Source organism: Streptomyces sp. NPDC048434, assembly GCF_043200375.1.
Lineage (GTDB): Bacteria > Actinomycetota > Actinomycetes > Streptomycetales > Streptomycetaceae > Streptomyces.
In genome coordinates this window covers 14,222-38,203 of the sequence record NZ_JBICXQ010000023.1, presented here as the reverse complement: position 1 = coordinate 38,203, position 23,982 = coordinate 14,222, and the positions used below count along the sequence as shown (strand labels likewise).

Sequence of the window (23,982 nt, the reverse complement as noted above, 5' to 3'; positions counted from 1 at the left end):
CCGGCCCTGCTCGCCTGTGCCCCGCACCGTGCCGAAGCCTTCACCGAGCCCGGCTGCCGCGCGCCGCGCGAGGAGCGGGGAAAGCGCGGCGCGGCGTCCTCGTGCGCGACGAGATCGAGCGGCAGCAGGGGCCCACGACCCGGCGTGCGAGGACCGGGCGCCCTTCAGGAGAGGCGAAGAGGCGCGGTGCGATTCCTCGGCGCGGGCGGACACCGGCGTGCGAGGCCGGCCGTGGAGCTGTCAGTTGACGCAGACAAGTCCCAGCAGACACACATGCGACGGTGATGTCGGCTCGGCCGCCGACGTCGTCGGGGTGCTCGGCGGTGCGGTCGACGTGGTCGGCGCAGGGTCCACCGGGGACGTGCTCGTGCCGCCCGAGTGCCCGCTGGGAGCGGGGGCGCTCGTCGTCGACGGTGCCGCGGCACCGGTGTGGCCGGTGTGCGTCTTCCCGGACGAGCTGGGCGTGCTGCTGTGCTGTGTCGTGCCCGGGGACGAGAGGTGGTGCGCCGGGGCGACGGAGCGCTGCTGCCGGGGCGTTGTGGCCGCGGACGGCGTGGCGGCGGCGGTGTCCGGCCGAACGGCCGTCTTGTGCGGGCGGGCGTCGGGGTGCCGTGAAGCCTCGGTGTCCGGCTGCTCCGACGACGAGGCGGCGGTCTCCGTCCGGGGTGTGCCCACGCTTCCCGGCTCGGGCGACGAGGCCGCTTGCGCATGGCCGGCGGACGGCTTGTTCTGCAGCAGTGACACGGTCAGGCCACCGCCGACGAGGGCAAACGCCGTAGCGGCCGCGGCCCGGCGCCGATGCTTCTTCCACCGTGCCAGCTGCCGACGCCGAGCCGCCCGGCCCTGCCCGGTACCGGCGGCGACCCCGGCGGCCTCGGACGAACCGTCGTCCGCAGCATCCGCCCACGCGTCCTCTGCAGCCGCACCGCTGCCGAACTGCGCGGCGCCGGACGGCTGAGCCTCGTGATGCCGAGCCCCGTGATGCTGAGGGCCCTGCGGGAACTCCAGGGCAGCGGCTTCCTCCGCACGCCATGCGTCCCACGTCGCGGCAGCGGTCGTCGCAGCGTTCCGGCGGTGGGCAGGCGGGGCTATGTCGGGGGCGTAATCTCCACATCCCGGACACACGAGTGCCCCATTGAGACTTCGGCGGCACGACGAGCAGTAGTCCATCTGCGATCTTTCTGTGCTGACTGCGCCGCCAAGGACGCCGGCGATTTGATCAAGTTCGCACGCGGGATCGAGCGGGCTGTAACGCTAACGGCACCCGTCGAGGGCAACGCGAAGACCATGTGACGCTTCCGTGCAGATTCCTCACCGGTCGCCCTCGATATGCCGGACATCCGCCGACGAATCCCTCGATGGCCCGCTGGACAGCCACTCGCCGCGGGCACTTCCGCCGTGATCACAGCCCCGGGAGGGCGGGTACCCGCGCGGCTCGGGCTCGGCCCCCGAGCCCGCCCACGTCCTCACCGACCGATGCGACGCACAGACGGCTCCGGACGAGCTGATGTGGCGGGTGAGGTGACGTGCTCCGACGAGGCAGGGATGCCGGCGCGTGGGGGAGAGGTACTGGCCCGGTATGCCGCTCTTCGGAACTGAGCGAACTGTGCGAACTGTGCGAACTGTACGAGCTGTCGTGTCGCTGAATGCGTCCCGGTCAGGCGCGGCAGAGTACGAAGCGGCAAGGGCGCCGAGGCGCAGGGCGGGCAGCAGGTGAAAGGTGCCGTGCCGAGGCGGACAACGGGTGAAAGGTCATGGGCCCCGGAACAGCAGCGCCGGGGCCCATGGCAGCCCTACCGGAAGGTGGATGGACCCCGGTAGGGCGGGTGATGCAGACCAGGTGGTCCCTGGTGCGTACTGGCTCAGGCGCCGAGGCCGCCGGAGAAGCCTGCGTGGCCGGAGACGGGGCCGGCCTGGGCGCTCAGGCCACCCGCAACCGAGCCGCCCAGAGAGGGCAGGGCGGGCAGGCCGGGCAGCGCGGACGCTGCACCGCTCGTGAGGTTCTCGGTGCCGAGAATTCCGCCGGAGATGTTCTCCAGGTCGCTGTCGGCGATCTCGAGGGTGTCGTTCTGGGGCATGGCGTCCTTACGCATGACGGGCCCTTCCCTTTCGTTTTTTGGCGATTTCTGAGCCGTATCGAGCGGCCCGGCGACAAGTTGATCCCACCGGATTGATGGCCGTCCGACACCCGGAAGTGGATGCGAAACTTCCGATTGACGCGGATCAAACCATGTCTACGGCAGCGCAGCCACCCCGATCCGTCGGAAATTTCCGCAGACGTTTGGGTATCGCGGCATGTCGGCAAGCGGGATTTTCGACCGGATGGTGACAACTCCTTCACGTACCTTTCGACAGCCGGGGCTTGTGGAGGGGGCCGACGTGGCCACCCGAAGGGCATATCAACCCCTGAAGGCGGCGTACGTCCGGCAAAATGCGAGTTGCCAAGGAGAGTGTGCCCTTCCTGTGTGGAGAATGCGCAGAGTTGCCGGGCCTCAACTCCATGGGAATGTGTCGCGGTATTTCGGGTTCACCTGATGTGCCATGTTCGGAGGGGCTCCCTTTCGGGTTGCGCCGTTCACGACGATTTCGCCCCCCCCGCAGTCCTGTCGGCGCCCACGCCCGCACCGTGGCCCTCCTGCGCCGGCGAGCGATGCCCCAAGCGCCGCCGCCCGCACCTTCGTTCACCTCGCCGACGACCCCGTCCGCGCGGCTACGAGCCGCCGACTGCGGCTGCGCCGGATGGCACCATCGACGCCGAAGGCGAGGGCAGCGGGACGGCACCGTTCTCCAGCGGGACAGCGGCAGCTCGGGCATCTCCGCCGCGGATGATCAACCGCCGCACACCAGGCCGAACGAATCGCGGGATTATCGGCGGAGCCCAAATTGGATGTATTGCGGCGGCCGGGTAACGCAACACCACCCTTCCGGCGCAGAACTGCATGCGGGCGCGCCGAGCGACCCGTATGCGGCCATGGCGGTAACGCCCCCGGGGGGAGGAAACGGAAATGCCTGGCCGTGTCGACCCTTGCCGTCAAGGCCTCGTACGCGTCAGATTGGGAATCCAGTGAGCAACACCGAACCCATGCCGGGAAACCAGCCATACGACCCTTCCCAGGGCGGCCCACGCCGCTATGAGCGCAACCGGGACGGCTCCGCCGCAAGGCGGACAGCCCTGATCATTCACACGATCGCCGACATCGCCGCCGTTTTCCTGGGCCTGTGGATCCTGCTCTACCTGCTCGAAGCCAATCGGGCCAATGTATTCGTCGGGTTTGTGCAGGGTATGGCGGACTTGCTGGCCTGGTGGTCACAGGACATCTTCACGATGGATACCGAAGGCCTTCGCGTCTTCCTCAATTATGGCCTCCCGGCCGTGATCTATCTGCTGGCCGGGCACGGCATAGCCGCACGGATGCGCCGCCTCTGACCGAGTTGCCCCAGTCCCGGCCCGCGAAGCAACAGCGACGGTTCGGCAGGCACGGAACCCGGATCACTTCACTTCACTTGCCCACCCGCCACCGAACGTGCCGGCGCAATCCACTGCCCCCGCATCCGGTTCCGCGCACGGGACACGGCGGGGAAACGAGCCGCTGTCGGACGGAGGCGCTCGACGGCCCGGCCGGGCTTCAGGCGGTCGGTCACGGCGCAAAGCGGCGGGCGCCCGTGATCGACCACACCTCGGCAACACGACCGCCGCCGAGGGCGAGCACGTCGATGCCGCTCCTGGTGACCACGGCCCCCTCGACGTCCGGAACATCGACAGTCCACCGGGCGACGACGTATCCGGTCCCGCTCTCCACGACGGGGGTGCCGTCGACGGCGTAGCGCAGGCCGGGAGCGGGGAAGCGGTCCCGGAACGCGGCGAGGAAGAGGGCGAATTCGTCGGGCCCGCGGAAGGCATCGGTGTCGGTGTCGGTGTCGGTGTCGGTGTCGGCGGAGGGGACGCCTCCGAAGTGGATGCGGAATCCGGGGGCGAGGATCTGCGCGGCAAGCGCCAGTTCGCCGTTCCAGAGCGCCGTCCACCGGTCGAACAGGGTGCGGGCGTCCTCGCGGGTCAGATCGGTCGCCGGGACGTGCATGGTCATGCGGATGCCTTTCCACCGGGGCCGGTTGGCCTCCACTTACTGTGGACACTGCCCTCCGACGCTCCCGCGACACCGTCCCGTCGGTGATCAACCGGCCCTGACGACCCCGCTCAGCACGGCTTTCCCACGGCCGAGGGCAACCGGTTCCGCGAGGCCGAACGGCCGCGGCGGCACGATCTCGTCGAGCCGGCATGCCTGTGGGACCCGGCCGAGCCGGAAACCGCGGACGGCATCCCGCAGCCTGCACCGTGCGATCAGGTACCACCGCTCTGCTTGTTCGGCCTGCAGGGGCAGGGGCAGGGGCAGGGGCGGGGGTTGGTGTGGTCCGTGGGTACGGTGCTTGACCGCTGCTGTCCGCTGCGGGCGGGGATCTTTGCCCCTCCCGGTGCCGTCAGCCGCGTCCGGTGAACTGTTGCCCGACCCCGAGTGCGCGCAGGCCGGCGAGGACCTGGGGGTCCTGGGCGTCGAGCCAGTCGCAGAGCTGGCGGAAGGAGACCATCCGGACGTCCTTGTGTTTGTCGTCGGCGATGTGCTTGATCGCCTCCTCGACGGCGTCCATGTAGATGCCGCCGTTCCACTGCTCGAAGTGGTTGCCGACGAACAAGGGGGCGCGGTTCGTCTCGTACGCCCGCTGGAAGCCGGCGACATAGGAGTCGGTGGCCTGCTTGCGCCAGCCCGGGTAGTTGGCCGGCGGCCCCTTGGTGGAGTTCTTCGACTGGTTGTACAACATGTTGTAGTCCATCGAGAGGACTCCGGAGGTCAGGCCGGCGAACGGTATCGACTGGAGCGGGAAGTCCCAGATGCCCTGCTTCTTGGTGGGCCAGGCCTGGAGGCCGCCGGGGGAGCTGGCGTCGTACCGCCAGCCGCGCTTGCGCGCCGTGGGCAGCAGGTTGTCCTGGCCGAGCAGGCACGGCGTACGGGCGCCGACGAGTTCCTTGCTGTAGTCGAACGGCAGCGGTTCGAGGTCGGTGAATCCGGTGTTCGTCCGCCACTTGGTGACGAAGTCCATGGCCTGCTCTATCTCGGAGTCCCACTGGGCGGGGGTCCAGTGGGCGACCGAGCCGCTGCCGGTTCCGCAGAAGTGGCCGTTGAAGTGGGTGCCTATCTCGTGGCCCTCCAGCCACGCGGCGCGCACGTTCTTCAGCGTCTCTTTGATGTGGGCATCGGTGAGGTAGGGGATATCGGAGGCGCCGACGGGGTTGTTCGGCGGGCGGTACAGGCGCTTCTTCGATTCGGGCAGCAGATACAGCCCGGAAAGGAAGAAGGTCATCGAGGCGTTGTGGTCCTTGGCGAGCTTGCGGAACCGCGGGAAGAGGCCGTTGCCCACTTCGCCTGCTCCGTCCCAGGAGAAGACGACGAACTGCGGTGGCTTCTGGCCCGGCTTCAGCTTCTCCGGTGCGGGCGGCTGGTTGGGCTGCTTTCCGGTGTACGCGGTTGAGCCGTCGCCTATCGGCTTGCTCTTCGCCGTCTTTCCGGGATTGGTTCCGACCTTGCCGGAGGCCGACGACCCGGAGGTTGAGCAGCCGGCGACGGACAGCGCGGCCGCCGCTCCTACCCCGAGTCCAAATATGCCCCGTCGGCTGAATTCACGCATCACGATACCCATCGCATTCGTTCGAAGTTCTGGTGTGAGGGACGGCCAGAGAAGTGGGACGTCCAGAAAGACGGGAAGGCGGATGCCGAGGTTCCGCTTCGACCCCGAGAAGGAGAATTATCAACGGAGCGTCGCGGGCGCATTATTCTCCGAAGCCATGGGAAGCGCTCCGGCCCGGCACTCCGCAGCGAACTAGGCGATGGTCAACTTCGAAAAGGAGAAGGCAACCCTTTGCGCTGCCCCGCTGCCGCTCACGGGGTTGTCAACGGTCACCCCTACCGTCAGGAGCGGACCCCGCAGCCCCCGCCCCTTTTCTGTCTTCGCACCCTGCCCGGCGTGACCGTCGTTGTCCGGTGTCATGTTCTGCATGTCGTGCTCCCCCGATCGATGGGCGGCGCAGAGAGCTGAAAGCCTCAGCGGCCCTCAACCAACGCCCTTGGATGCACATGACTCTCACGGAGATCGCTAGCGCACCGGTAACGCCTCACTAACAACCGTTGCAGTACACCCCTGCGTTGTGGACGCAGCCGAACAGCAGGGAGGGGACGGCGGGGACGACGGGACTGCTTACGGGCGGTTCTCCCTGGGCAGGGGGGCCAGTTCGGAGGCCGGAGGCCGTGTACCCCTGAGCTGGACCTGAGCCCATGGAGCGGTTGACGGGAATCGACCCCGGCCGCGCTCTGAGCCTGGGCATCAGGGCGCTTGGTGGCTCCGGCCCCGTCAGGTCGCAGCCGCACCCGATTCGGACGCCTCCTGGAACCGCGCGAGCATCTCCTGGGACCAGGTCAGGCTGCCGTCCCGCAGATCGTCGATCACGCCGTGCAGCCAGCGCTCCTCGGCGTCGAGCACGGCGAGCAGGTACTCGTTCTCGATCAGTGTGATGCGCGGCAGCCCGGTCGGGGCTTCGGCGGACTGGCGCTCCAGGCCTGCGCGCTGGGCGGCGAGTCGCGCCGCCCGCCGTTCCAGGATCGGCGCCACCTCGTCCGGGTCGAGCATCAGCATGTTCGAGAGCGCTGCCGGGAACAGCGGGAACTCCGACTTGGGTACCGCCAGCATCTGCTCCAGCCACTCGCGGGTGGCCGCCCGGCCCTCGTCGGTGACCTCATAGACGGTCCGCTCGGGGTACTGCTGGTCGCGCTCGGTCTGCCGGACAGCGATCAGCCCGCCGGCCTGCAGCCGCTCGATGGTGCGGTACAGCCCGGCCCGTTGGCCGACGTTGACGACCTGCTCCTTGCCCCACTGCTTGAGCAGTCGCTGGATGCCGTAGGGGTGCAGCGGCCGGTGGTGCAGCAGCGTCAGCACGGTCAGGCCGAGCGGCGAACTCTTTACGGAGGCGGACATACCGGCATCGTAGTCTTGGGGAAATTAGTTGCATGGAGACTAGTTGTTTTGCAACTATAGAGTCAGCGCTCAAACGGCGCATCCGCATGACCCATGGGAGGGGTTATGAGCGACAACGACGGCCGCGGCTCCGGCGTACGGACGGCACTGGTCATCGGGGGCGGTGTGGCGGGCCCGGTGACGGCACTTGCACTGCGCAAGGCGGGCATCACGGCGACGGTCTACGAGGCGTACCCCACCGCGGCGGACGGCGTGGGGGCCTGGCTGGGTCTGGCGCCGAACGGTCAGGCGGCGCTGGCGACGGTCGGTGCCGACGCGGCAGTGAAGGCCGCCGGACAGCCGGTGCCCGGAGTGGTGATGGCGGACGGCGCCGGCAATCACCTCGCGGGCTTCGGCGGTTTCCCCGAACTGCCCGCCACGCTGACGCTGCCGCGCGACCAACTGTTCCGGGCGCTCACCGACAGTGCGGTCGCCGCGGGCGTCCGGTTCGCGTACGGCAAGCGGCTGGTCGCTGCCGAGGAGACGCCCGACGGCGTGACCGCCCACTTCGCCGACAAGACCTCCGCGTCCGCCGACATACTGATCGGCGCCGACGGCATCCGTTCCACCGTCCGCACCGTGATCGATCCGCACTCACCCGTCCCCGAGTACGGCGGCGTACTGAGCTTCGGCGGCTACGCGGCAGTGGGCAGTGCGGCCGGATGTGAACCGGGCACCATGTACTTCGCGTTCGGCCGCGCCTTCATGGGCTACTGGCGGGGCCCGGACGGGCGGCTGATCTGGTTCGCCGGACTGCCCACGGACACCCCGCCGAGCCCGGCCGACCTGGCGCGCGTGCCCGCCACCGAGTGGCTGAGCCGGCTGCGTGACCTGTACACCGGACATGTACCGGGCGAGCGGCTGCTGCAGCACACCGGCCCCGACGAGCTGATGGTGGTCGGCCAGATGGAGCGCATGCCGTCCGTACCGCACTGGTACCGCGGCCGGATGGTGCTGGTCGGAGACTCGGTGCACGCCCCGTCCTCCAGCTCCGGGCAGGGGGCCTCGCTCGCCATCGAGAGCGCGGTCGAACTGGCCCGCTGCCTGCGCGATCTGCCCACGCCCGGCGAGGCGTTCGCCGCCTACGAGGCCCTGCGCCGCCCGCGCGTGGAAGCGATCGGCCGCAACGCCGCAGCCGTCAACAAGGTCAAAGCCGGCAAGGACGACGCCCCCGGGCCGGCCTTCCCCTCCCCTGAGGACATGTTCCGCCCGCTCCACTTCCATCGGATTGACTGGGAGGAGAAGGTCAGCGCCGGGTGAATGTGACGGTGAGCGTCATGGCCTGACGAGAGCCAGGAACGGGCGCCTGCAGGGGTGTTATCGCCGGCCCGCACCGGAGCGTCTACTCGTCGCGATGCTGTGGACCTCAGTCCGCTGCCCCATCGGTGTCCCAGTGGGTGCGTGCGGGGAAGGTTCAGGCCTGTGAAGCGGCAGGAGCGGGACGGGGCGGGGCTTGTGGGCAGTGCGGGACGTAGGTGAATGAGACTGGACGGATCTGAGCCACGGAGCGGAGGGTTCCTGCCTGGCCGGGCGGGAGTTGGCGCCCCGTGGAAGCGGTGGGTGGCCCGTCCCGCCATGAGGCCCTGGACCGAGTGCCCCGCCACTACCGTGCCGTGTGCGGAGACGACTCACCAACGGGCGGTTGCGGGCACGGCGGCCCGGCCCAGGCGCAAGGCCGAGACGTCCGTCTGGCGGAGTCCTTCCCGCCTATTCAACGTCGGCGACAGCGAATTCCTCAGCGAATACGCAACGGGCTCTGCCAACTGCGCTCCGACGTCAGCCCACACCTCTCCTTCGGCAGCGGCGCCACCTCCTGATCACCCAACCTCTGGGCGGTGGCGACTTCGTCAGCGGAGTGGTCGGCGGTGCGGCCGGTGGAGCCGGCGCGGCGATGCCCTGGATGCTTACTGGCAGGGTAAGCCCATGGACTTCCGGCAGACCGCGATCACCGCCGTCACCGGTGGTGCGGCCGGCGGCGTGGGTGGCGCGGCCCGAGGCTTCGACAAAGGCATGACCCAGATGTCGACAAGACCACGAAGGAAGGCCAGTCGGATGCAAAGCAGGGAACCCAGGGCAGAAAGGGAACCGCGACCGACGAGGTCCGAGATGTCTTCGGGTGACGACGCTGTGGCGGGCGCTGCTGCCGACGACCGTGTGAGCGCGGCACCCCGCCGGGTTGGAGCATGGTTCGCCGCGTTCGGGTTGGCGGTCATCGTGCCTGCTCGGTGCCGCCCACTGACGCGACCGCTGAGGGCCCCGCAGGAACGCCCTCCAGTGTGACGCCATGCCCCCGGCCGCCCGCCGGCTCCGGTGCACCGACCGGCCAGGGGTCCCCGATCCGCTGCCGGAAGAGCATCCCGTCGATGACCCGGCGGTGATTCGTCCAACGCCCGTTCCGTCCAACGCCCGTTCCGTCCAACGCCCGCTCGGTCCAACGCCCGCTCCGCCCAACGTTCTTCGGCAAGTACGGCTCCAGCCGCGCCCATTCCTCGTTCGATCGTCGAGTCGGGCGGTCGCGCTGGACGCCGCGCTCCCGGTGCCGACCCCAAGACTCATGCCCGGTCGGCGACGACACTCCACCCCTCCCCTATATATCGGAAGGCAGGATATAGTGAGCGCATGACTGCCAGAGGTATGACGCAAGCGGCGTTCTTCGTCCTCACCGCACTGGTCGACGAACCACGGCACGGTTACGGGATCGTGCAGGTGGTCGACGAGCTGTCCGAAGGGCATGTGCAGCTCCGGATCGGCACGTTGTACGGGGTGCTGGACCGGCTGGCGGCCGACGGGCACATCGAGCTGGACCGCGAGGAGGTGCAACAGGGCCGACTGCGCAAGTACTACCGCCTCACCGACGCCGGTGGGGCAGCCCTGTCCGCCGAGGCGGAGCGGATGGCGGCCGGGGCACGCGCTGCGACCCAGCGGATGGCCGCCCACCGGCCCACGACCACCAGGCCGGCCACCGCGAACCGCTCAGTGCGTCGCCCGGGCATCGCCGGAGGCACCGTATGACGACTGTGCTCGAACAGCGCTACCGCACCGCCCTGCGCCTGCTGCCCTCCTACTACCGCACGGAGCGGGAGGAGGAGATGGTGGAGACCTACCTGCACGGGATCGACGAGCAGGATCAGGACGAGCTGCGCCCCGCCTGGGGCGAGGTGGCCAGCATCGCCGCCCTCGCCGTCCGTACCCGGATGGGTGCCGCCGGCGCCCCGGCCCGCTACGCCACGCTCGGCGCGGTGGTGCGCCTCTTCGCGCTGCTGAGCGTGTTGCTGCATGCGGCCTCGGCACTGACCGAACGGGCCCTCTTCCTCACCTGGGTCAAAGGCGCCCCCGCCCAGTACCGGGAGTTGTTCCTGGGTGGCTTCACCGGCCATGGCGTTGCACCGGGGCTGTACGAGGCGGCGTTGTGGCTGCTCCCGCCGGCCTGGACGGTGGTCTACCTGGCGCTGCTGCGTGACCACAGGCGCACCGCCTTCGTCTTCGCCGTCCTCGCGGCCCTTCCTGACCTGGCGTCAGTCATGCAGCACGCGGGCGGCCGGCCGGGCAACGTGGGCGCCCTCTCGCTCTCGACTGCGGCGTTCGCCTGGCTGACCGTCATCACCTTGTGCTGCGGCTTTCACCGCGACGCCCCGCCCGCCCGGCTGCCGCTGGCCTCACCCGGGCCGGCCCTCATGGGCACCTGCGTCCTCATGGGCGCGTCGACCGTGGTGTGGCCTGGGGTTGCGGTCACGGGATGGGCCGACGGTTCGGCATTCCTCGCCGCAGCCGCCGTCTGGCTGGTCGCCCGGCGCCGGGCACCGCAGCACGTGGCGGACCCCGCACTGCCCCTCGCACTGGCCACGCTCGGCCTTGCCGTCCTCGTGCAGCGGACCCTCACCCTCACGTTCCTGGTCCAAGCCCACGCCCCCGGCGCGCTCGTCCCCGCCTCCGCCGTGCAGGTAGGCGTCATCGCCCTGCTGGCGGCAACCCTGAGCGCAACCGGCACCCGCAGCCTGACCGCACGGTTCGGGACCAGCTGAACCGGACTCGATGCCGAGGAGATCCGGGTAACGCTCCCGAACGGCATCGTCTTCAACCTGTCCCGCGGGCGTGACCCCTCCGGCTCCATCGTGGCGGATATTCCGTTCGACGGACCGGACGCCGGTGAGTTCGCCGTCTTCCTGGCGCCAACCCGGCCGACGGTGTCCGGCAGCGCCTCAGCCGGCGGTCGGAACCCCGCTCCCGAACACCCCGGAACGGTCGCCGGACGACGGACCCGCGTCGCCGGAGCATCCCAACGAACCGCGCTGAACTGCTCATACCGTGGTGTCGCCGCATGTTCCGGCGCAGGGCGGCACATTCAGGGGCGCCCACGCCTGCTGACTCGACGGCCTGTCAGACTTCGGGGGCACGTTGAACCACTTCCGGAACGGACACGTGGTCACCAGTGACACCTGTATGCCGTACGTCCCGGGGAGTTTCATGACCCGCAGATGGTCGCTCATCACCACGATCGCTGTACTGACCGTTGCGCTGGCCTTCGTCGTCGCCCAGTTGGTGCGCGGCCAGGGGGCCGGGAAGTCCGGGAAGGAGCAGGCCGGGGGGACATCGGCCTCGCCGAGCCCGGGTGCCGACGCCGGGTCGCTGTGCGGTGTCGGGTGGTGGCCCCTGCACCGGTCCGGCACCGCGAAGGCGGGTGAGCACGACGCCGTCGTCAGTGACGGCGGGCAGTGGACCGACGGCCCCGAGGGCGGCGCCCTGCGGCTGAACGGCACCAGCGGATACGCGGACACCGGTTCCCGGCTCGACACCGCCGGCAAGGACTACTCGGTCGCCGCACGGGTGCGGCTCACCCCCGAGGACATGAGCGGCTTCCACACCGTCCTGTCCCAGGACGGCGACCGGAGCAGCACGTTCTTCCTCCAGTACTCCGGCCAGGACGAGAACTTCGCGTTCAGTTTCACCGGTGCCCGTACCGTCGCGGAGAAGGCCGAGAAGCCGCAGGCCGGCCGCTGGTACCACCTCACCGGCACGTACAGCCAGCAGGACCACCGGATGCGGATCTACGTGGACGGCCGGCTTGCGGGAAGCAGAGAGGCCGCCAGCAAGGTGCGGCCCACCGGCTCTGTGGTGATCGGACGCGGCAAGTTCGACGGGAAGGCGGCCGACCACTGGAAGGGCGGTGTCGCCGATGTGCACCTCTACGACCGGGAATTGACTTCCCGTGAGGTGAGGTCGCTTTCCTCCCGCGAACCGGACTGACGGCGGTACCGGGGCGGGTTCACCGCCGCCGCAGGCCGGCGGGCACGCCGCACGGAGCGGACGTCCGCTCGCGGCGGCGCCCGCCGGCTTCCCCGCGGCCGTCGGAATCCGTCTTCTTCACAGACGACCGGAGAGGAAAAGGCCTTTGTCGGCCAGTGCTTCGACCGAAGACCGCATATCCCGCCCCCGCACCGCGGAACTCCGCCCCGACGAGTTCCTCAGAGCCCTGTACCAGTTTCACGGCAGCGCGTTGCTGCAGTTCGCCGCGCGGCGACTGGGGGGCGACTGGCACCGCGCCGAGGACGTCCTCCAGGAAGTCGCGATACGCGCCTGGCGCCACGCCGGGGAGCTCGACCCGACCGCGGACTCGGTGCGGCCGTGGCTGTTCACCGTGCTGCGCAACCTCGTCATCGACGGTCACCGGGCCCGCCAGGCCAGACCACCGGAGGCCGGCGACCCGGAACTCGCCCACCTTCCGGTGTCCGACGACGTGGACCACATCCTCACTTCCCAGGTGCTCATCGAGGCGTTGGGGGACCTGCGGCCGCCGCAGCGTGAGGTCCTGCTGCACGTGCACTACCTGGGGCGCAGCGTCAACCAGACGGCCAGGGTCCTCGGCGTGCCGCCGGGCACGGTCAAGTCGCGGACGTACTACGCCGCCCGCGCCCTGCGGGAGGCGCTGCACAGCCGTGGGCTGCACGCGGGCGGCCATGACCGGGCCGCCGGATGAGACTCATGCGAAACGCCCCGCGTGCCGGGTGATCTCCAGGCCGAGTGGCCCGGTGTCGAGCGATCCGTCCGCACCGGCCCGCCAGGGCCACCCCGCGGGCGCGTCGCCGAGCACCAGCAGCGCGTCCCCGCGCCGCAGGCCGTCCAACGCCCCCTCCCGTCGCGGGAGCTGTGAGGCGTCCACGACGAACAGGTGGGGCGCCTCGCCCTGGACGGCGATCCGGCTGCTGCCCTCGATCAGCCGGAAGATCTGGGTGACGTCGGACGAGCCGGGCTCCGGCTGCCCCGGGCCCGCCGAAGTCGCCCTGGCGAACGCCTCCTCCAGGCTGGCCGCGGTGTGCAGACGCGAGGTCCGCGGCGCGTCGCCGGCAAGGAACCCGTCGCCGGCCAGGGATCCGACCAGGGTGACCTCGGTGAGCGCGCCCACCGGGCCGGCGAGCGCCTCGGCGACGACGGCCTGTGCCAGGCTGCGCACCTCCGCGTCCGGGCCCGTCACGGAGACGGGCCCCGCCGCCCGGGAGAGGTCGACCAGCACCCGGTCGGCGCCGTCCAGTCCCACCGTCACCGTCAGCGCGTACGGCAGGGCCGGTTCGCCCTCCGGGCCGGGGCGGTGCAGGTCGTCGGGCGAGATCGTCCAGCGCTCGCCGTCCGCCTCGGCGGTCCAGGGCGCGGGGGCGGACTCCTCCGGGCCGGCCAACAGCAGTCCGAGGCGTTCCTCGGAGTAGACGACGGCGTACAGGTCGGGCAGCGACCGGCCGGAGCGCAGGCACTCGCCCGTCAGCCGGCGCAGGCCCGCGTTGACCACGTCCAGCGCCTCCCGCCCCACGACGGCGGCCGAGGCGGCGGCGGGCTTCGGCGGGCGGGGCCGCCGCTCGGTGACGATCAGCGCGGCCACCGCCCCGATCAGCGCCAGCCCCAGCACCACGGCCAGGACGTACCAGATCATCTTCTGACTCCTTGTCGGGACGCCCCGGCGGCGGAGCCGGGACGGTCGAAAGCGGGGGCGGTCGAAAGCGGGGGCGGCACCGCGGCAACGTCGCGGTGCATGTACCCGAAGGCCACTACGGCGCCCGTCCGCGGATGGTTCACGGGCACGACCGTCCCTCGTCCGTGAACCATCCGCGGACGGGCGCCGTAGGTCCCGTCAGTGGTACGGGTGCCGCCGAGCAGGGCTCCCGTACCCCCGCATTCACGCCGGCTGGAGGACGTTTTCGTGTCGTTGATGTTGACCGTGGTCGAGGGGGGCGGTGACGCGTTCGACGTCCACCTCGACGCCGACCCCGACACGCCCGTGGGTGCCGTCGCGGAGGCGCTGGCCGGGGCGGGAGGCGTCCACCGGCCGCCGGAGGGCCTCGGCCTGTACGCCGGTGACCGGCTGCTGCCCGCGGACCTGCGGCTGCGGGACTCGCCGCTCCACCACGCGGCCGTCGTGGGCCTGGGCCGCCCGGCGGGCACCTCGTCGGCCGAACCGGCCGGGCTGGCGGAGGTCCGTGCGGTCGGCGGGACCGGGGCGGGCGCGGTGCACCGGCTCGACATCGGCGAGTACCGGATCGGACTGGCGCACGACGGGACCGCCCAGGTGCTGCGCGCCGTACCGGCCCGTCCCTTCGCCGTCCTGACGGTGGGCCCCGGAGGACGCTGCCGTGTGGCGCCCGACGCGTCCGCGCCGGACGGCGGCACCCTGCAACTGGACCGCGAGGACCTCGCCGGGGCCACCGCCTGGCCGGCCGGCGCACAGCTCCTCGTCGACGGCTGCCTGCTCGAACTCGCCCTCCCGCAGACGCCGGACGCGGCCGTGCAGCCGTCGGAGGACGGCACCGGCTGGGACTACAACCGGCCGCCGCGGCTGCGGCCGGCCGAGAACGCCACCCGCTTCACGCTGCCCTCCCCGCCCGCGTCGCCCGCCGCCAGGCCGCTCCCGTGGCTCGCCGCGGCCGCCCCGCTGGTGATGGCGGTGGCCGGGGCGACGATGCTCGGCCGCCCGACGATGCTGCTGTTCGGGCTGCTCTCGCCGGTCGTGATCGTCGGCAACTATCTGATGAGCCGGCGCACCGGACGCCAGTCCCACTCCGGCGAGGTCGCCGCCTACGAGGAGAAGAAGGAGCGCATCGAGGGCGAAGCGAAGGAGGCCCTGGCGGCCGAACGCACCGCCCGGCGCCGTGGCTTCCCGGACCCGGCCGAGGTCGTCCTGACCGCCGTCGGCCCCCGTCACCGCCTGTGGGAGCGCCGCACCTCGGACGCCGACTTCCTGGAACTGCGCATCGGCACCGCCGACCTGCCCTCCGACGTGGTGCTCCAGGACCCGACCAAGGACGAACACCGCCGCCAGGACCCCTGGACCGCCTACGACGTCCCCGTGACCGTTCCGCTGCGCGAGCACGACGTCCTGGGAATCGCCGGCGAGGGCCCGACCGCACGCGCCGTGGCACGGTGGGCGGTCGCCCAGGCCGCCGTCCTGCACAGCCCCCGTGACCTCCAGATCCACTTGCTGACGACCGGCGAACCGGGCCGGGACGGCTGGTCGTGGCTGCGCTGGCTGCCGCACGTGCGGAAGAAGTCCGGCGACACCCCGGCCAGCATCGGCTACGGCACCGAGACCTGCGCCCGGCGGGTCGCCGAACTGACCGCGCTGATCGCCGAGCGCGCCGGACGGGAGGACCGGCGGAGCCGGACCGCCGGGCCCGATGTGCTTGTCGTCCTCGACGGAGCCCGCAGGCTGCGTTCGCTGCCCGGCGTGGCGCAGATCCTGCGCGACGGACCGTCCGTCGGCGTCCGCGCGGTCTGCCTGGACGCGGAGGAGCGGCTGCTGCCCGAGGAGTGCCACGCCGTCGTCGCCGAGGAGCCCGGCGGAACCGTGCGGGTGGGACGCTCCGGGAGGGGCACCGTCGGGGGCATCCGGCCCGACGTGGTGTCCCTGGACTGGTGCCGTTCGCTGGCCCGCGCGATGGGCGCGCTGCGGGACCCGGGCGGGGCCGACGAGGAGGCCGCGGTGCTCCCCGGTTCCGCGCGACTGCTCGACGTACTCGCCCTCGACCCGCCGCAGGCCGCCGGCATCCGGGCGCGCTGGACGGCCGGGGGCCGCTCGACCCGGGCGGCCGTCGGCGTCTCCCTGGACGGCCCGTTCTTCCTGGACCTGCGGCGCGACGGCCCGCACGGGCTGGTCGCCGGTACCACCGGCTCCGGCAAGTCCGAACTTCTCCAGACGCTGGTCGCCTCGCTCGCGGTGGCGAACCGTCCGGACGCGATGACGTTCGTCCTCGTCGACTACAAGGGCGGCTCCGCGTTCAAGGACTGCGTGAACCTGCCGCACACCGTCGGCATGGTCACCGACCTCGACGCCCACCTCGTCGAGCGGGCCCTGGTGTCGCTGACGGCGGAGCTCACCCGGCGCGAGCACATCCTCGCCGCGGCCGGCGCCAAGGACATCGAGGACTACGTCGAGCTGCTGGAGCGGAACCCGGCGGGCCACACCCCGATGCCCCGGCTGCTCATCGTCATCGACGAGTTCGCCTCGATGGTGCGCGACCTGCCGGACTTCGTGAAGGGCCTGGTCAACATCGCGCAGCGGGGCCGCAGCCTCGGCATCCACCTGATCCTCGCGACCCAGCGCCCCAGCGGCGTCGTCTCCTCGGAGATCCGCGCCAACACCAACCTGCGCATCGCGCTGCGGGTCACCGACGCCGGCGAGAGCCAGGACGTCCTCAACTCCGGTGAGGCCGCCGGGATCTCGCAGAGCAACCCCGGCCGTGCCTACGTCCGCCTCGGCCAGAACTCTCTCGTGCCGTTCCAGTCCGGACGCGTCGGCGGCCGGCGCCCCGGCGCCACGGTCGCCTCGCTGCCTGCGCCCTGGGCGGTGGCGGTCGGCTGGGAACGGCTCGGCGAACCGCTCCCGACGCGCCCCCGCGCCGCGGCCGCGCCCGCCGAGGTGGAGACCGACCTCACCGGCCTCGTCACGGCGATCCGTGAAGCGGACCAGCAGATGGGCATCCCCGCCCAGCACAGCCCCTGGCTCCCGCCGCTGCCCGAGGTCCTCGTCACCGGCGAACTCCCCCCGCCCACGCCCTCGGACTACGATCTGGCGCCCGTCGCGTACGGCGTCGTGGACCTGCCCGCGCAACAGGCCCGGCAGGCCCTGGTGATCGACCCGGCGACGCTCGGACACCTGCACATCATCGGCTCGCCGCGCCAGGGCAGGTCGCAGACGCTGCGCACCATCGCAGGCGCCATGGCCTTCGCCCACCCCGCCGACAAGCTGCACATGTACGGCATCGACTGCGGCAACGGCGCGCTGCTGCCCATCGAGGGCCTGCCGCACTGCGGAGCCATCACCCAGCGCACCCAGCCCGACCGGGTGGCCCGACTCCTCGCCCGCCTCAACGAGGAACTGGGCCGACGTCAGGAGATGCTCGCCGCCCGCGGCAGCGCCGACCTGGCGGAGCTGCGCCGTGCCCTGCCGGAGGCCGAACGTCCCCCGCACATCGTGCTGTTCATCGACCGCTGGGAGGTCTTCGACAAGCAGCTCGGCGAGTACGACTCCGGGAACCTGCTGAACGCCGTGCTCACCCTGCTCCGGGACGGCGCGAGCGTCGGCATCCACCTGCTGATGACCGGCGACCGGGCGCTGTTCTCCAGCCGGGTCAACGGCTCCACCGAGGACAAGCTCGTCCTCAAGCTGAACGAGAAGTCCGAGTACGGGCAGATCGGCATCACCCAGCGCAACGTGCCGGACGAGATCCCGCCGGGCCGCGCCTTCCGCGCCGCCGACAAGGCGGAGGTGCAGATCGCGCTCCTCACGCCGAACCCGGAGGGCCAGGCGCAGGCCGGGGCGCTCCAGCAGATCGCCGAGTACTGCCGCGAACAGGCGGCTCATCTCCCGGCCACCACAAGGCCGTTCCGCGTCGACACCCTGCCGGACAGGCTCACCTTCGAGGAGGCCGCCCGGTTCGTCCCGGCCAGGCGCTCCTCGCGCTGGGCACTGGCCGGCGTCGGCGGCGACGAACTCACCGCGCTGGGGCCGGACTTCACCGTCACCCCGACGTTCCTCGTCGCCGGTCTCGCCCGCTCGGGACGCAGCACCGTCCTGTCGACGCTGGCACTGGCGCTGCTCACGGTCGGCACCCCGATCGTGGTCGGGGCCCCCGCCCGCTCGCCGCTGCGGCACCTCGCCGGACGGCCCGGCGTGCTCGCGGTGTTCGACGAGGCCGACCTCGACCCCACGGCCCTGGAGACCGCACTCGCCTCCGCGCCCGACGGGGCCGTGGTGCTCCTCGACGACGCCGACATGCTGCTGAAGACGAAGGCCGAGCCCGTCCTCACGCAGATCGCCAAGTCCGGTGCCGAGACCGGCCGCGGCCTGGTGATCGCCGGGCAGACCGACCGGCTCTCCTCCGGCTTCTCCGGCTGGCACACCGAGGCCCGCCGGAACCGGTGCGGACTGCTGCTGAAGCCGCAGAACATGAGCGACGGCGAACTGATCGGCGTCAAGGTGCCCCGCAGCCGCCTGGGCGCGACCCGCCCGGGCCGGGCCATCCTGCACCTGGGGGACGGGGTGCTGCGCACCGTCCAGGTCCCGGAGACGGTACTCCCGGCAACCGAGGGCTGATCCCCACGGGGTTGCGCGACAGAGGGCTCCTGCCGACGAGTTCGGCGGGAGCCCTCTGTGGTGTGCGGACGGCGTTCGCTACTGCGCGATGCGCCAGCGTTGAACGTCGTCCCCGTTCAGATCCTCCGCGTCGAGCAGGAAATGCCCGGTCCCCTCGGACCACCATTCGTCGCCGATGGCGACAATGACGTGGGAGGCATCGATAAATCACGGGAGTCACCCGTGAATCTAGGACTCCTGCTCGGCCCTCAAATCCTCCGGTGTCACCTCGGATTCGATGGGCGAAGCCCCCGTCGGGGACAGCACTCCGCGCCCGCAGCCACCGTCATCCTGCACCAGAACTCTGCCGTTCTGCACGGCTGTTACACGCTCCTCGCCCGATGCGAGCTCCGTGACATTCAGGCGGCCATCCACCATCTATGCCCCGCGACGAGGGCGAATGACGCGAATGGCGACTCTGTATGGTCTTTGGAGGGGCTACGCCGCGTATCCCGTCCAAAGACCATACAGAGCGATCCAGCCGTTCAAGATCGCCCTACTACCCCTTCCGGCCGTTTCTCGCTGACCCCGTTACGCAGGCGAGTTCACCGGCATCAGCGGCGATCTCATAGAGTACGGAAATGAACGTTCGCGATACACGAAGATCAACATGACGTTCCCGCAGGTTGCGACTGTAATGCTTCTTGTGTACGCGGCTATGTCACGCGCAACCTCGAATTCGATAAGGTTCGCGGCATGAGAATCGGCGTCGCCCGCGTCACTTCGTGTTGCGTACTTGCCAGCCTTCTCCGTACATGTGGGCGCCCTGCTTGTCGTACACCGTGGCGTAGCACGAGAGGTACTCGGGAATCAGCGACGAGTAGTTCCGATCGATGTCGGCGGCAACCTGGCCAGTGGCCCCCAGGTCCGCCCCGGTGACCTTCCCGTAGTGCGCGATGACCTCGTACTCCACCGTGTTTCCTGCTGCAACTTCCCTCTTTACATTCCATTCGACGGAGTTGAGGTGGTTCAGGTTTCCTGTCTTCGTCAACGGGGTCAAATTGCTCAGGGTGTTGCCCGGCCCGCCGAGATGCTCGTTCAGCAGATGTCCTTGCACCATCTGCTTCTGGAACCATAGCGCTGTGGGCCCCTTTCCGGTCGGCCACCAGGCGGGCTTAACCGTCGGGGGCTTTCCGTTCAAGTTGGAGTTAGGCCCCAGCTTGACCTTCATGGAGCTGCCGGCGCCGTTGGTCAGAGGGCCGAACGTCGCATTGCAGGGCGCGAGGCCGAGGGGGTCGGTCCACGCCAGGGGATTCTTGACGTAGGTGTGGTGGTTGAGGGCGGGTTCGAGGCCGAGCGGGTCCGGCGTCGTGTAGCGGGCGGTCTCGGGGTCGTAGTGCCGGAAGTAGTTGTAGTGCAGGCCCGTTTCGGGGTCCTCGTACTGCCCCGGGAAACGCAGCGGTGTGTGAGCGATCGCGTTCCGATTGCGTGTGGTAACGCCCCACAGCGTGGCACGGGAGCGCCAGGCGATGGTGCCCTGCTCATCGACTAGTTCGGTGGGGGTGCCGACGAGGTCGGTGACGATGGCGAAGAAGCGGGAGTCGAACTCGTCCTGGCTTCCCGGCTTGCGTTCCAGCTGGGTGAGGGGGCGGTGGCCGTCGTGGTCCCAGGTGAGGGTGACGCCGGTGGTGCCGTCTGTCTGCTCGGCGAGGCGCGTTTCGTCCCAGGTGAAGTACACTGCTTCGGCCGCCGTGACGCCGTCCTCCGCCATGCGGTACTTGGCGGTGCGGCGACCCATCGGGTCGTAGGTGTAGTGCCACCGGGTGCCGTCGGGCGTGACGCAGGCGACGAGGTGGTCCTCGGTGTCCCACTCGTAGCGCCAGGTGTCGGGCTTCTTCGACAGGCGGCGCTTCTGCCGCAGCACCATGCGGCCCGCGTCGTCGTATTCGTACCGGACCGTGCCGGCGGAGAGCAGACGGGTGTCGGTGTAGGTCCGGGAGCCTCGGGCCTCGGTGCGCGGCGCCTTGTCGGGCCAGTTGGCCTCGGTCTGGTTGCCTGCCTGGTCGTAGGCGTAGGACTCGGTCCAGCCTTCGGCGGTGACCGTCAACGGGCGTCCCACCCGGTCCAGTTCCATCTCCTTGCTCGTCCCCGTCACCTCGTCGGTGATGGCGGAGACGTAGTTGTCCGCCCGGTACGCGTAGGTGCCGGCCCGAACGACCCCGCCCGGGGTGGTAAGCCCCTGTGCGACGGGGCGACCAGCCATGTCCCAGGTTGTGGTCATGGCGACCTGCGAGGCGGTCGTGCCCAGTGCGCGGACGAGTTCATGGCCGAGGAGGTCGTGAGTGAACTCCATCCGGTGGCCGTCGGAGGTCAGGGAGGTACGGTTGCCTGCCTGGTCGTAGGCGAGTTCGGTGTACGCGCCGGTGGGCGTGGTGCGGGAGGTGCGACGCCCCATGAAGTCGTAGGTGTAGCGGGTGGTGCGTCCGTCGACGGTTTCCGACAGCAGGTTCCCCGTGATGTCCCGCTCGAAAGTGAGCGTGGAGGTGGGGGACACCGCGCGGAGGAGCGCGCCTGCGGCGTCATAGGTGTAGTCGGTCCGCACCCCGGCCGCGTCCTTGGACGTCAGCTGACTGAGTTCGTTGTACGTGTAGCCGATCTCCTCGCCGAGCGGTGTCGTGCGGGAGGTGACCCGGCCCAGCGCGTCGTGGGCGTAACGGATTTCGCGGTTGTCGAAGTCGGCCTCCTTGATGAGACGGCCGACGCGGTCGTAGGTGTAATCCCAGTTCAGGCCCTGCGGGTTGGTGACTCGGGTGGGGCGGAGCTCGGCGTCGTAGACGAAGGTGGACCGGGCGCCGTCGGGGTCGGTACGCGCCGCGAGCCGGTCGAAATGCGTGTACTCGAAACGGGTGGTGGAGCCTGCGGGGTTGGTGTGCGTGAGGCAGTTGCCCTCGCCGTCCCAGGTGAGGCGTTCGGTGCGGCCATCGATTGCTGTGCGCTCCGATACGCGGCCTTCGACGGTCCATACCGTGCGGGTGATCGCACCCAGTGGGTCGGTGAGGACGGTGGGGCGGCCGAACGCGTCGCGTTCGAGCAGGGCGGTTCCGCCGGAGGCATCAGTGACGGAGAGGGGCAGACCGGCGGCGTCGTTGTCATACGTGGCTGCTGCGCCCGAGGCGTCAGTTGCGGTCGCGATGGCACCTGCGCGGTCGTGGGTGAACCTGAGGGTGCCCCCGTCCGGCCCGGTCATGGCAGTGGGATTGCCCCGCTCGTCGTACGCACAGTGCCACGTCGTCCCGTCGTGACCGGTCGAGGAGAGCGGGAGGTTCAGCTCGTTGTACGTCGCCGTGGACCGGCTGCCGTCCGGTAGCTGGACGGCGGTGGGGTTGTGCGCCAGGTCGTACTCGTACCGGACCGTGTGGCCGAGGGCGTCGGTGCGGGCCAGGAGGTTGTCGTAGCGGTCCCACTCGGAGGTGGTGGTGTTGCCGAGGGGGTCGGTCTCGGCGGTGACCTGGTACAGGTCGTTGAGCTGGTAGACGGTCGTGGCGCCGCAGGCGTCGGTGTAGTGCGTCTGCTGCTGGTCGGGGTCGTAGTTCCAGCGTGAGGAGAGGTAGCCCTCGGGGCCGATGGTCTGTGTGACGCGGTTGTCGTCGTCGTAGACGTAGCGGTAGGTGGAGTCGTTGCGGTCCGTCCAGGCGGTGATGCGGGACCGGTCATCGTAGGTGAACTCCAGCGCCTTGCCGGAGGAGTTGGTGACGTGGGTGAGGTTCCCGGCGTCGTCATATCCGTAGGACATGACCTCGACGGGACCGTCGGGTGTGGTGACCGTCAGCCGTGTGACGCGGCCGATGGGGCACTCGAGGGTGACGTGGTAGCCGCCGGAGTGGATCAGCGTCGTCGGGGTGCCGTCCGCCAGCCGGGAGACGCCGACCTCGTTGCCGTTGCGGTCCTGCCACCCGGTGAGCCAGTACAGGCCGCTGTTGTCGTCGGGATGGTCCGCGAAGGTGCGGACGAGGCCCGAGTGCGGATCGGCGATGCGGTAGCTGACCTCGCCCGTGGTGCCGGTTCCCGCGCAGGTCAGCGGCAGGCGGGGGCCTTCCTCGGGCCATACCGCCTCGTCGGAATCCGCGGCGGGCAGGCCCGGGTAGGTCAGGATCGAGCCGTCGTCGCGGGCCCACGACACCCGCCCGTGGCCGTCGGCCTCCAGGCGTTCATCGAGGGTGGAGGCCCAGGACGGGCCGAAGAACTGGCCGTAGCGGTAGGTCGACAGATGCGTACGGGTGACCAGCAGCGGAAGAACGCCGGGCAGCGCCAGATCGGTCTGCGGCAGCACCATTTCGCCGCTGGCCACATCGACCGGGTCGGTCTTGCAGGTACGGCCCGGCGCCGCCCGGCTGTTGAGGCGGATGCCGCCCTGGGGATTCTTCATCGAGGCGGGCTTGACCCCCTTGAGAGCCGAGCCGATCCCCCCGATCCCCTTGAGGGCCGCGGCCCCGCCCCCGACCAGCCCCACGACGCCGAGCACGATGTCGAGTACGTTCCACTCGCCCGTCTCCGCCATCGTGGCCATATTGATCCCCAACGACGCCGCGCCGGCCACCACGCTGCCGATCGTCAGCGCGATGCCGATGCCCTGCAGGCCGGGTACCAGCATGGCCAGGACACCCAGCACCGCGCTGATGATGCCGAAGGCCGTACTCAGCGCTTTCTTGATCTTGTCCCACAGGCTGTAGCCCGCGACCGACTCGTCCTTCGCGTCGTCCAGCTTCTGTGCCGCGGTGGAGGCGTCCTCCTCGCGCACCTGCCGCGCGTCCTCGGCGAGCAGCCGGGCGGCGTCGAGATCCGCTTGCGCGTCGTCGGCGTGCCCCTGTGCCGTGGACTGATTGCTGTGGGCCTCGTCCAGGGCGCGGCGGGTGCTTGCCCGCGCCTCGTGGTCGTCGGGAGGGTGGGTGGCCGCGTCCAGCCGGCCGATGTCGGCACCGGCCGCACGCACCACGTCGGTGGCCGACTCCAGCCGCTCCTTGGCCTCGCGCCCCTTCTCCAGGGCGTTGTCGGCGTTGCGCTGCTGGTCGCGCAGTGAGTGGACGTACGTGTCCAGGGCGCCGGCCGCCAGGTCGTAGGAACTGTGCAGCTTGCGCACCTGCTTGGCCAGGTCGCCGAGCTTGTCCCGGAGCTTCTCCATGGTCTTGCCCTCGCCCACCTGCTGGTTCTCCAGCCCGGAGACGAGGGGAAGGGCGTCGCCCGCGTTATCGGCTACGGAGCGGTAGCTGCGCGCGAGCTCTCCGAGCACCTCCGCATCACCCGGAGTCGGGTCGTCCGAGAACCCGAAGACCGATTCCCACTCGGACACCGCTGGACGCGCCATGGCCGCG

General features: G+C 70.4%; 15 protein-coding genes. 7 read left to right on the top strand and 8 right to left on the bottom strand.

Going from position 1 to position 23,982, the window contains the following annotated elements:
* Window positions 1–240: 240 nt before the first annotated feature.
* Together ACGFWI_RS25640 and ACGFWI_RS25635 are read right to left on the bottom strand one after the other, a co-directional pair.
* Window positions 241–744: a hypothetical protein gene (locus ACGFWI_RS25640; RefSeq protein ID WP_393908366.1), complete on the bottom strand. Its 504-nt coding sequence runs from the start codon at window positions 742–744 to the stop codon at window positions 241–243.
* Between the two features lie 1,118 nt (window positions 745–1,862).
* The gene (locus ACGFWI_RS25635; RefSeq protein WP_393908365.1) at window positions 1,863–2,093 is read right to left on the bottom strand and encodes a hypothetical protein; all 231 of its coding nucleotides are present in this window, start codon (window positions 2,091–2,093) and stop codon (window positions 1,863–1,865) included.
* 989 nt (window positions 2,094–3,082) lie between these two features.
* On the opposite strand from ACGFWI_RS25635, the gene ACGFWI_RS25630 reads away from it, so the two are divergent.
* Complete coding sequence (locus ACGFWI_RS25630; protein WP_393908474.1) at window positions 3,083–3,427, top strand: hypothetical protein; 345 nt, start codon at window positions 3,083–3,085, stop codon at window positions 3,425–3,427.
* Between the two features lie 211 nt (window positions 3,428–3,638).
* Here the strand turns inward: ACGFWI_RS25630 and ACGFWI_RS25625 are convergent, their stop codons facing one another.
* From ACGFWI_RS25625 to ACGFWI_RS25610, 4 genes are all read right to left on the bottom strand, one after another.
* Window positions 3,639–4,085 (bottom strand): nuclear transport factor 2 family protein, encoded by a 447-nt coding sequence (locus tag ACGFWI_RS25625; RefSeq protein WP_393908364.1) that lies wholly within the window; start codon window positions 4,083–4,085, stop codon window positions 3,639–3,641.
* 87 nt (window positions 4,086–4,172) lie between these two features.
* Window positions 4,173–4,373 carry a WYL domain-containing protein gene (locus ACGFWI_RS25620; protein WP_393908473.1) on the bottom strand — a complete coding sequence of 67 codons (201 nt, stop codon included), beginning with the start codon at window positions 4,371–4,373 and terminating at the stop codon, window positions 4,173–4,175.
* 103 nt (window positions 4,374–4,476) lie between these two features.
* Entirely contained in the window at window positions 4,477–5,679 is a 1,203-nt protein-coding gene (locus ACGFWI_RS25615) for a hypothetical protein (protein WP_393908363.1), read from the bottom strand.
* Window positions 5,680–6,399: 720 nt separating this feature from the next.
* Entirely contained in the window at window positions 6,400–7,020 is a 621-nt protein-coding gene (locus tag ACGFWI_RS25610; RefSeq protein ID WP_393908362.1) for a PadR family transcriptional regulator, read from the bottom strand.
* A gap of 105 nt (window positions 7,021–7,125) precedes the next feature.
* On the opposite strand from ACGFWI_RS25610, the gene ACGFWI_RS25605 reads away from it, so the two are divergent.
* The 5 genes from ACGFWI_RS25605 to ACGFWI_RS25585 all read left to right on the top strand — a co-directional run bounded on the left by ACGFWI_RS25605 (window position 7,126) and on the right by ACGFWI_RS25585 (window position 13,033).
* On the top strand, window positions 7,126–8,319 hold the full coding sequence (locus ACGFWI_RS25605; RefSeq protein WP_393908361.1) for an FAD-dependent monooxygenase: 1,194 nt from the start codon (window positions 7,126–7,128) through the stop codon (window positions 8,317–8,319).
* Between the two features lie 1,374 nt (window positions 8,320–9,693).
* A complete protein-coding gene (locus ACGFWI_RS25600; protein WP_393908472.1) occupies window positions 9,694–10,071 on the top strand; it encodes a PadR family transcriptional regulator in 378 nt (125 codons plus the stop codon).
* A complete protein-coding gene (locus ACGFWI_RS25595; protein ID WP_393908360.1) occupies window positions 10,068–11,081 on the top strand; it encodes a hypothetical protein in 1,014 nt (337 codons plus the stop codon). The genes ACGFWI_RS25600 and ACGFWI_RS25595 overlap by 4 nt, the downstream gene beginning before the upstream one ends.
* 442 nt (window positions 11,082–11,523) lie before the next feature.
* On the top strand, window positions 11,524–12,303 hold the full coding sequence (locus tag ACGFWI_RS25590) for a LamG domain-containing protein (RefSeq protein ID WP_393908359.1): 780 nt from the start codon (window positions 11,524–11,526) through the stop codon (window positions 12,301–12,303).
* A gap of 145 nt (window positions 12,304–12,448) precedes the next feature.
* The gene (locus ACGFWI_RS25585; protein ID WP_393908358.1) at window positions 12,449–13,033 is read left to right on the top strand and encodes a sigma-70 family RNA polymerase sigma factor; all 585 of its coding nucleotides are present in this window, start codon (window positions 12,449–12,451) and stop codon (window positions 13,031–13,033) included.
* Window positions 13,034–13,036: 3 nt separating this feature from the next.
* On the opposite strand, the gene ACGFWI_RS25580 is transcribed toward ACGFWI_RS25585, so the two are convergent.
* The gene (locus ACGFWI_RS25580; protein ID WP_393908357.1) at window positions 13,037–13,978 is read right to left on the bottom strand and encodes a hypothetical protein; all 942 of its coding nucleotides are present in this window, start codon (window positions 13,976–13,978) and stop codon (window positions 13,037–13,039) included.
* A 276-nt stretch (window positions 13,979–14,254) separates the two neighbouring features.
* Between ACGFWI_RS25580 and ACGFWI_RS25575 the strand changes: the two genes are divergently transcribed.
* A complete protein-coding gene (locus ACGFWI_RS25575; RefSeq protein ID WP_393908471.1) occupies window positions 14,255–18,634 on the top strand; it encodes an FtsK/SpoIIIE domain-containing protein in 4,380 nt (1,459 codons plus the stop codon).
* Window positions 18,635–19,391: 757 nt separating this feature from the next.
* Here ACGFWI_RS25575 and ACGFWI_RS25570 read toward each other — a convergent pair.
* Entirely contained in the window at window positions 19,392–23,975 is a 4,584-nt protein-coding gene (locus ACGFWI_RS25570; RefSeq protein WP_393908356.1) for an RHS repeat-associated core domain-containing protein, read from the bottom strand.
* Between the last annotated feature and the right edge of the window lie 7 nt (window positions 23,976–23,982).

Excerpts from the sequence above, each read along its gene's own strand:
- ACGFWI_RS25635 (WP_393908365.1), bottom strand. The coding sequence starts at position 2,093 with ATGCGTAAGGACGCCATGCCCCAGAACGACACCCTCGAGATCGCCGAC.
- ACGFWI_RS25630 (WP_393908474.1), top strand. The coding sequence starts at position 3,083 with ATGCCGGGAAACCAGCCATACGACCCTTCCCAGGGCGGCCCACGCCGC.
- ACGFWI_RS25625 (WP_393908364.1), bottom strand. The coding sequence starts at position 4,085 with ATGACCATGCACGTCCCGGCGACCGATCTGACCCGCGAGGACGCCCGC.
- ACGFWI_RS25615 (WP_393908363.1), bottom strand. The coding sequence starts at position 5,679 with ATGCGTGAATTCAGCCGACGGGGCATATTTGGACTCGGGGTAGGAGCG.
- ACGFWI_RS25610 (WP_393908362.1), bottom strand. The coding sequence starts at position 7,020 with ATGTCCGCCTCCGTAAAGAGTTCGCCGCTCGGCCTGACCGTGCTGACG.
- ACGFWI_RS25605 (WP_393908361.1), top strand. The coding sequence starts at position 7,126 with ATGAGCGACAACGACGGCCGCGGCTCCGGCGTACGGACGGCACTGGTC.
- ACGFWI_RS25600 (WP_393908472.1), top strand. The coding sequence starts at position 9,694 with ATGACGCAAGCGGCGTTCTTCGTCCTCACCGCACTGGTCGACGAACCA.
- ACGFWI_RS25595 (WP_393908360.1), top strand. The coding sequence starts at position 10,068 with ATGACGACTGTGCTCGAACAGCGCTACCGCACCGCCCTGCGCCTGCTG.
- ACGFWI_RS25590 (WP_393908359.1), top strand. The coding sequence starts at position 11,524 with ATGACCCGCAGATGGTCGCTCATCACCACGATCGCTGTACTGACCGTT.
- ACGFWI_RS25580 (WP_393908357.1), bottom strand. The coding sequence starts at position 13,978 with ATGATCTGGTACGTCCTGGCCGTGGTGCTGGGGCTGGCGCTGATCGGG.
- ACGFWI_RS25575 (WP_393908471.1), top strand. The coding sequence starts at position 14,255 with ATGTTGACCGTGGTCGAGGGGGGCGGTGACGCGTTCGACGTCCACCTC.
- ACGFWI_RS25570 (WP_393908356.1), bottom strand. The coding sequence starts at position 23,975 with ATGGCGCGTCCAGCGGTGTCCGAGTGGGAATCGGTCTTCGGGTTCTCG.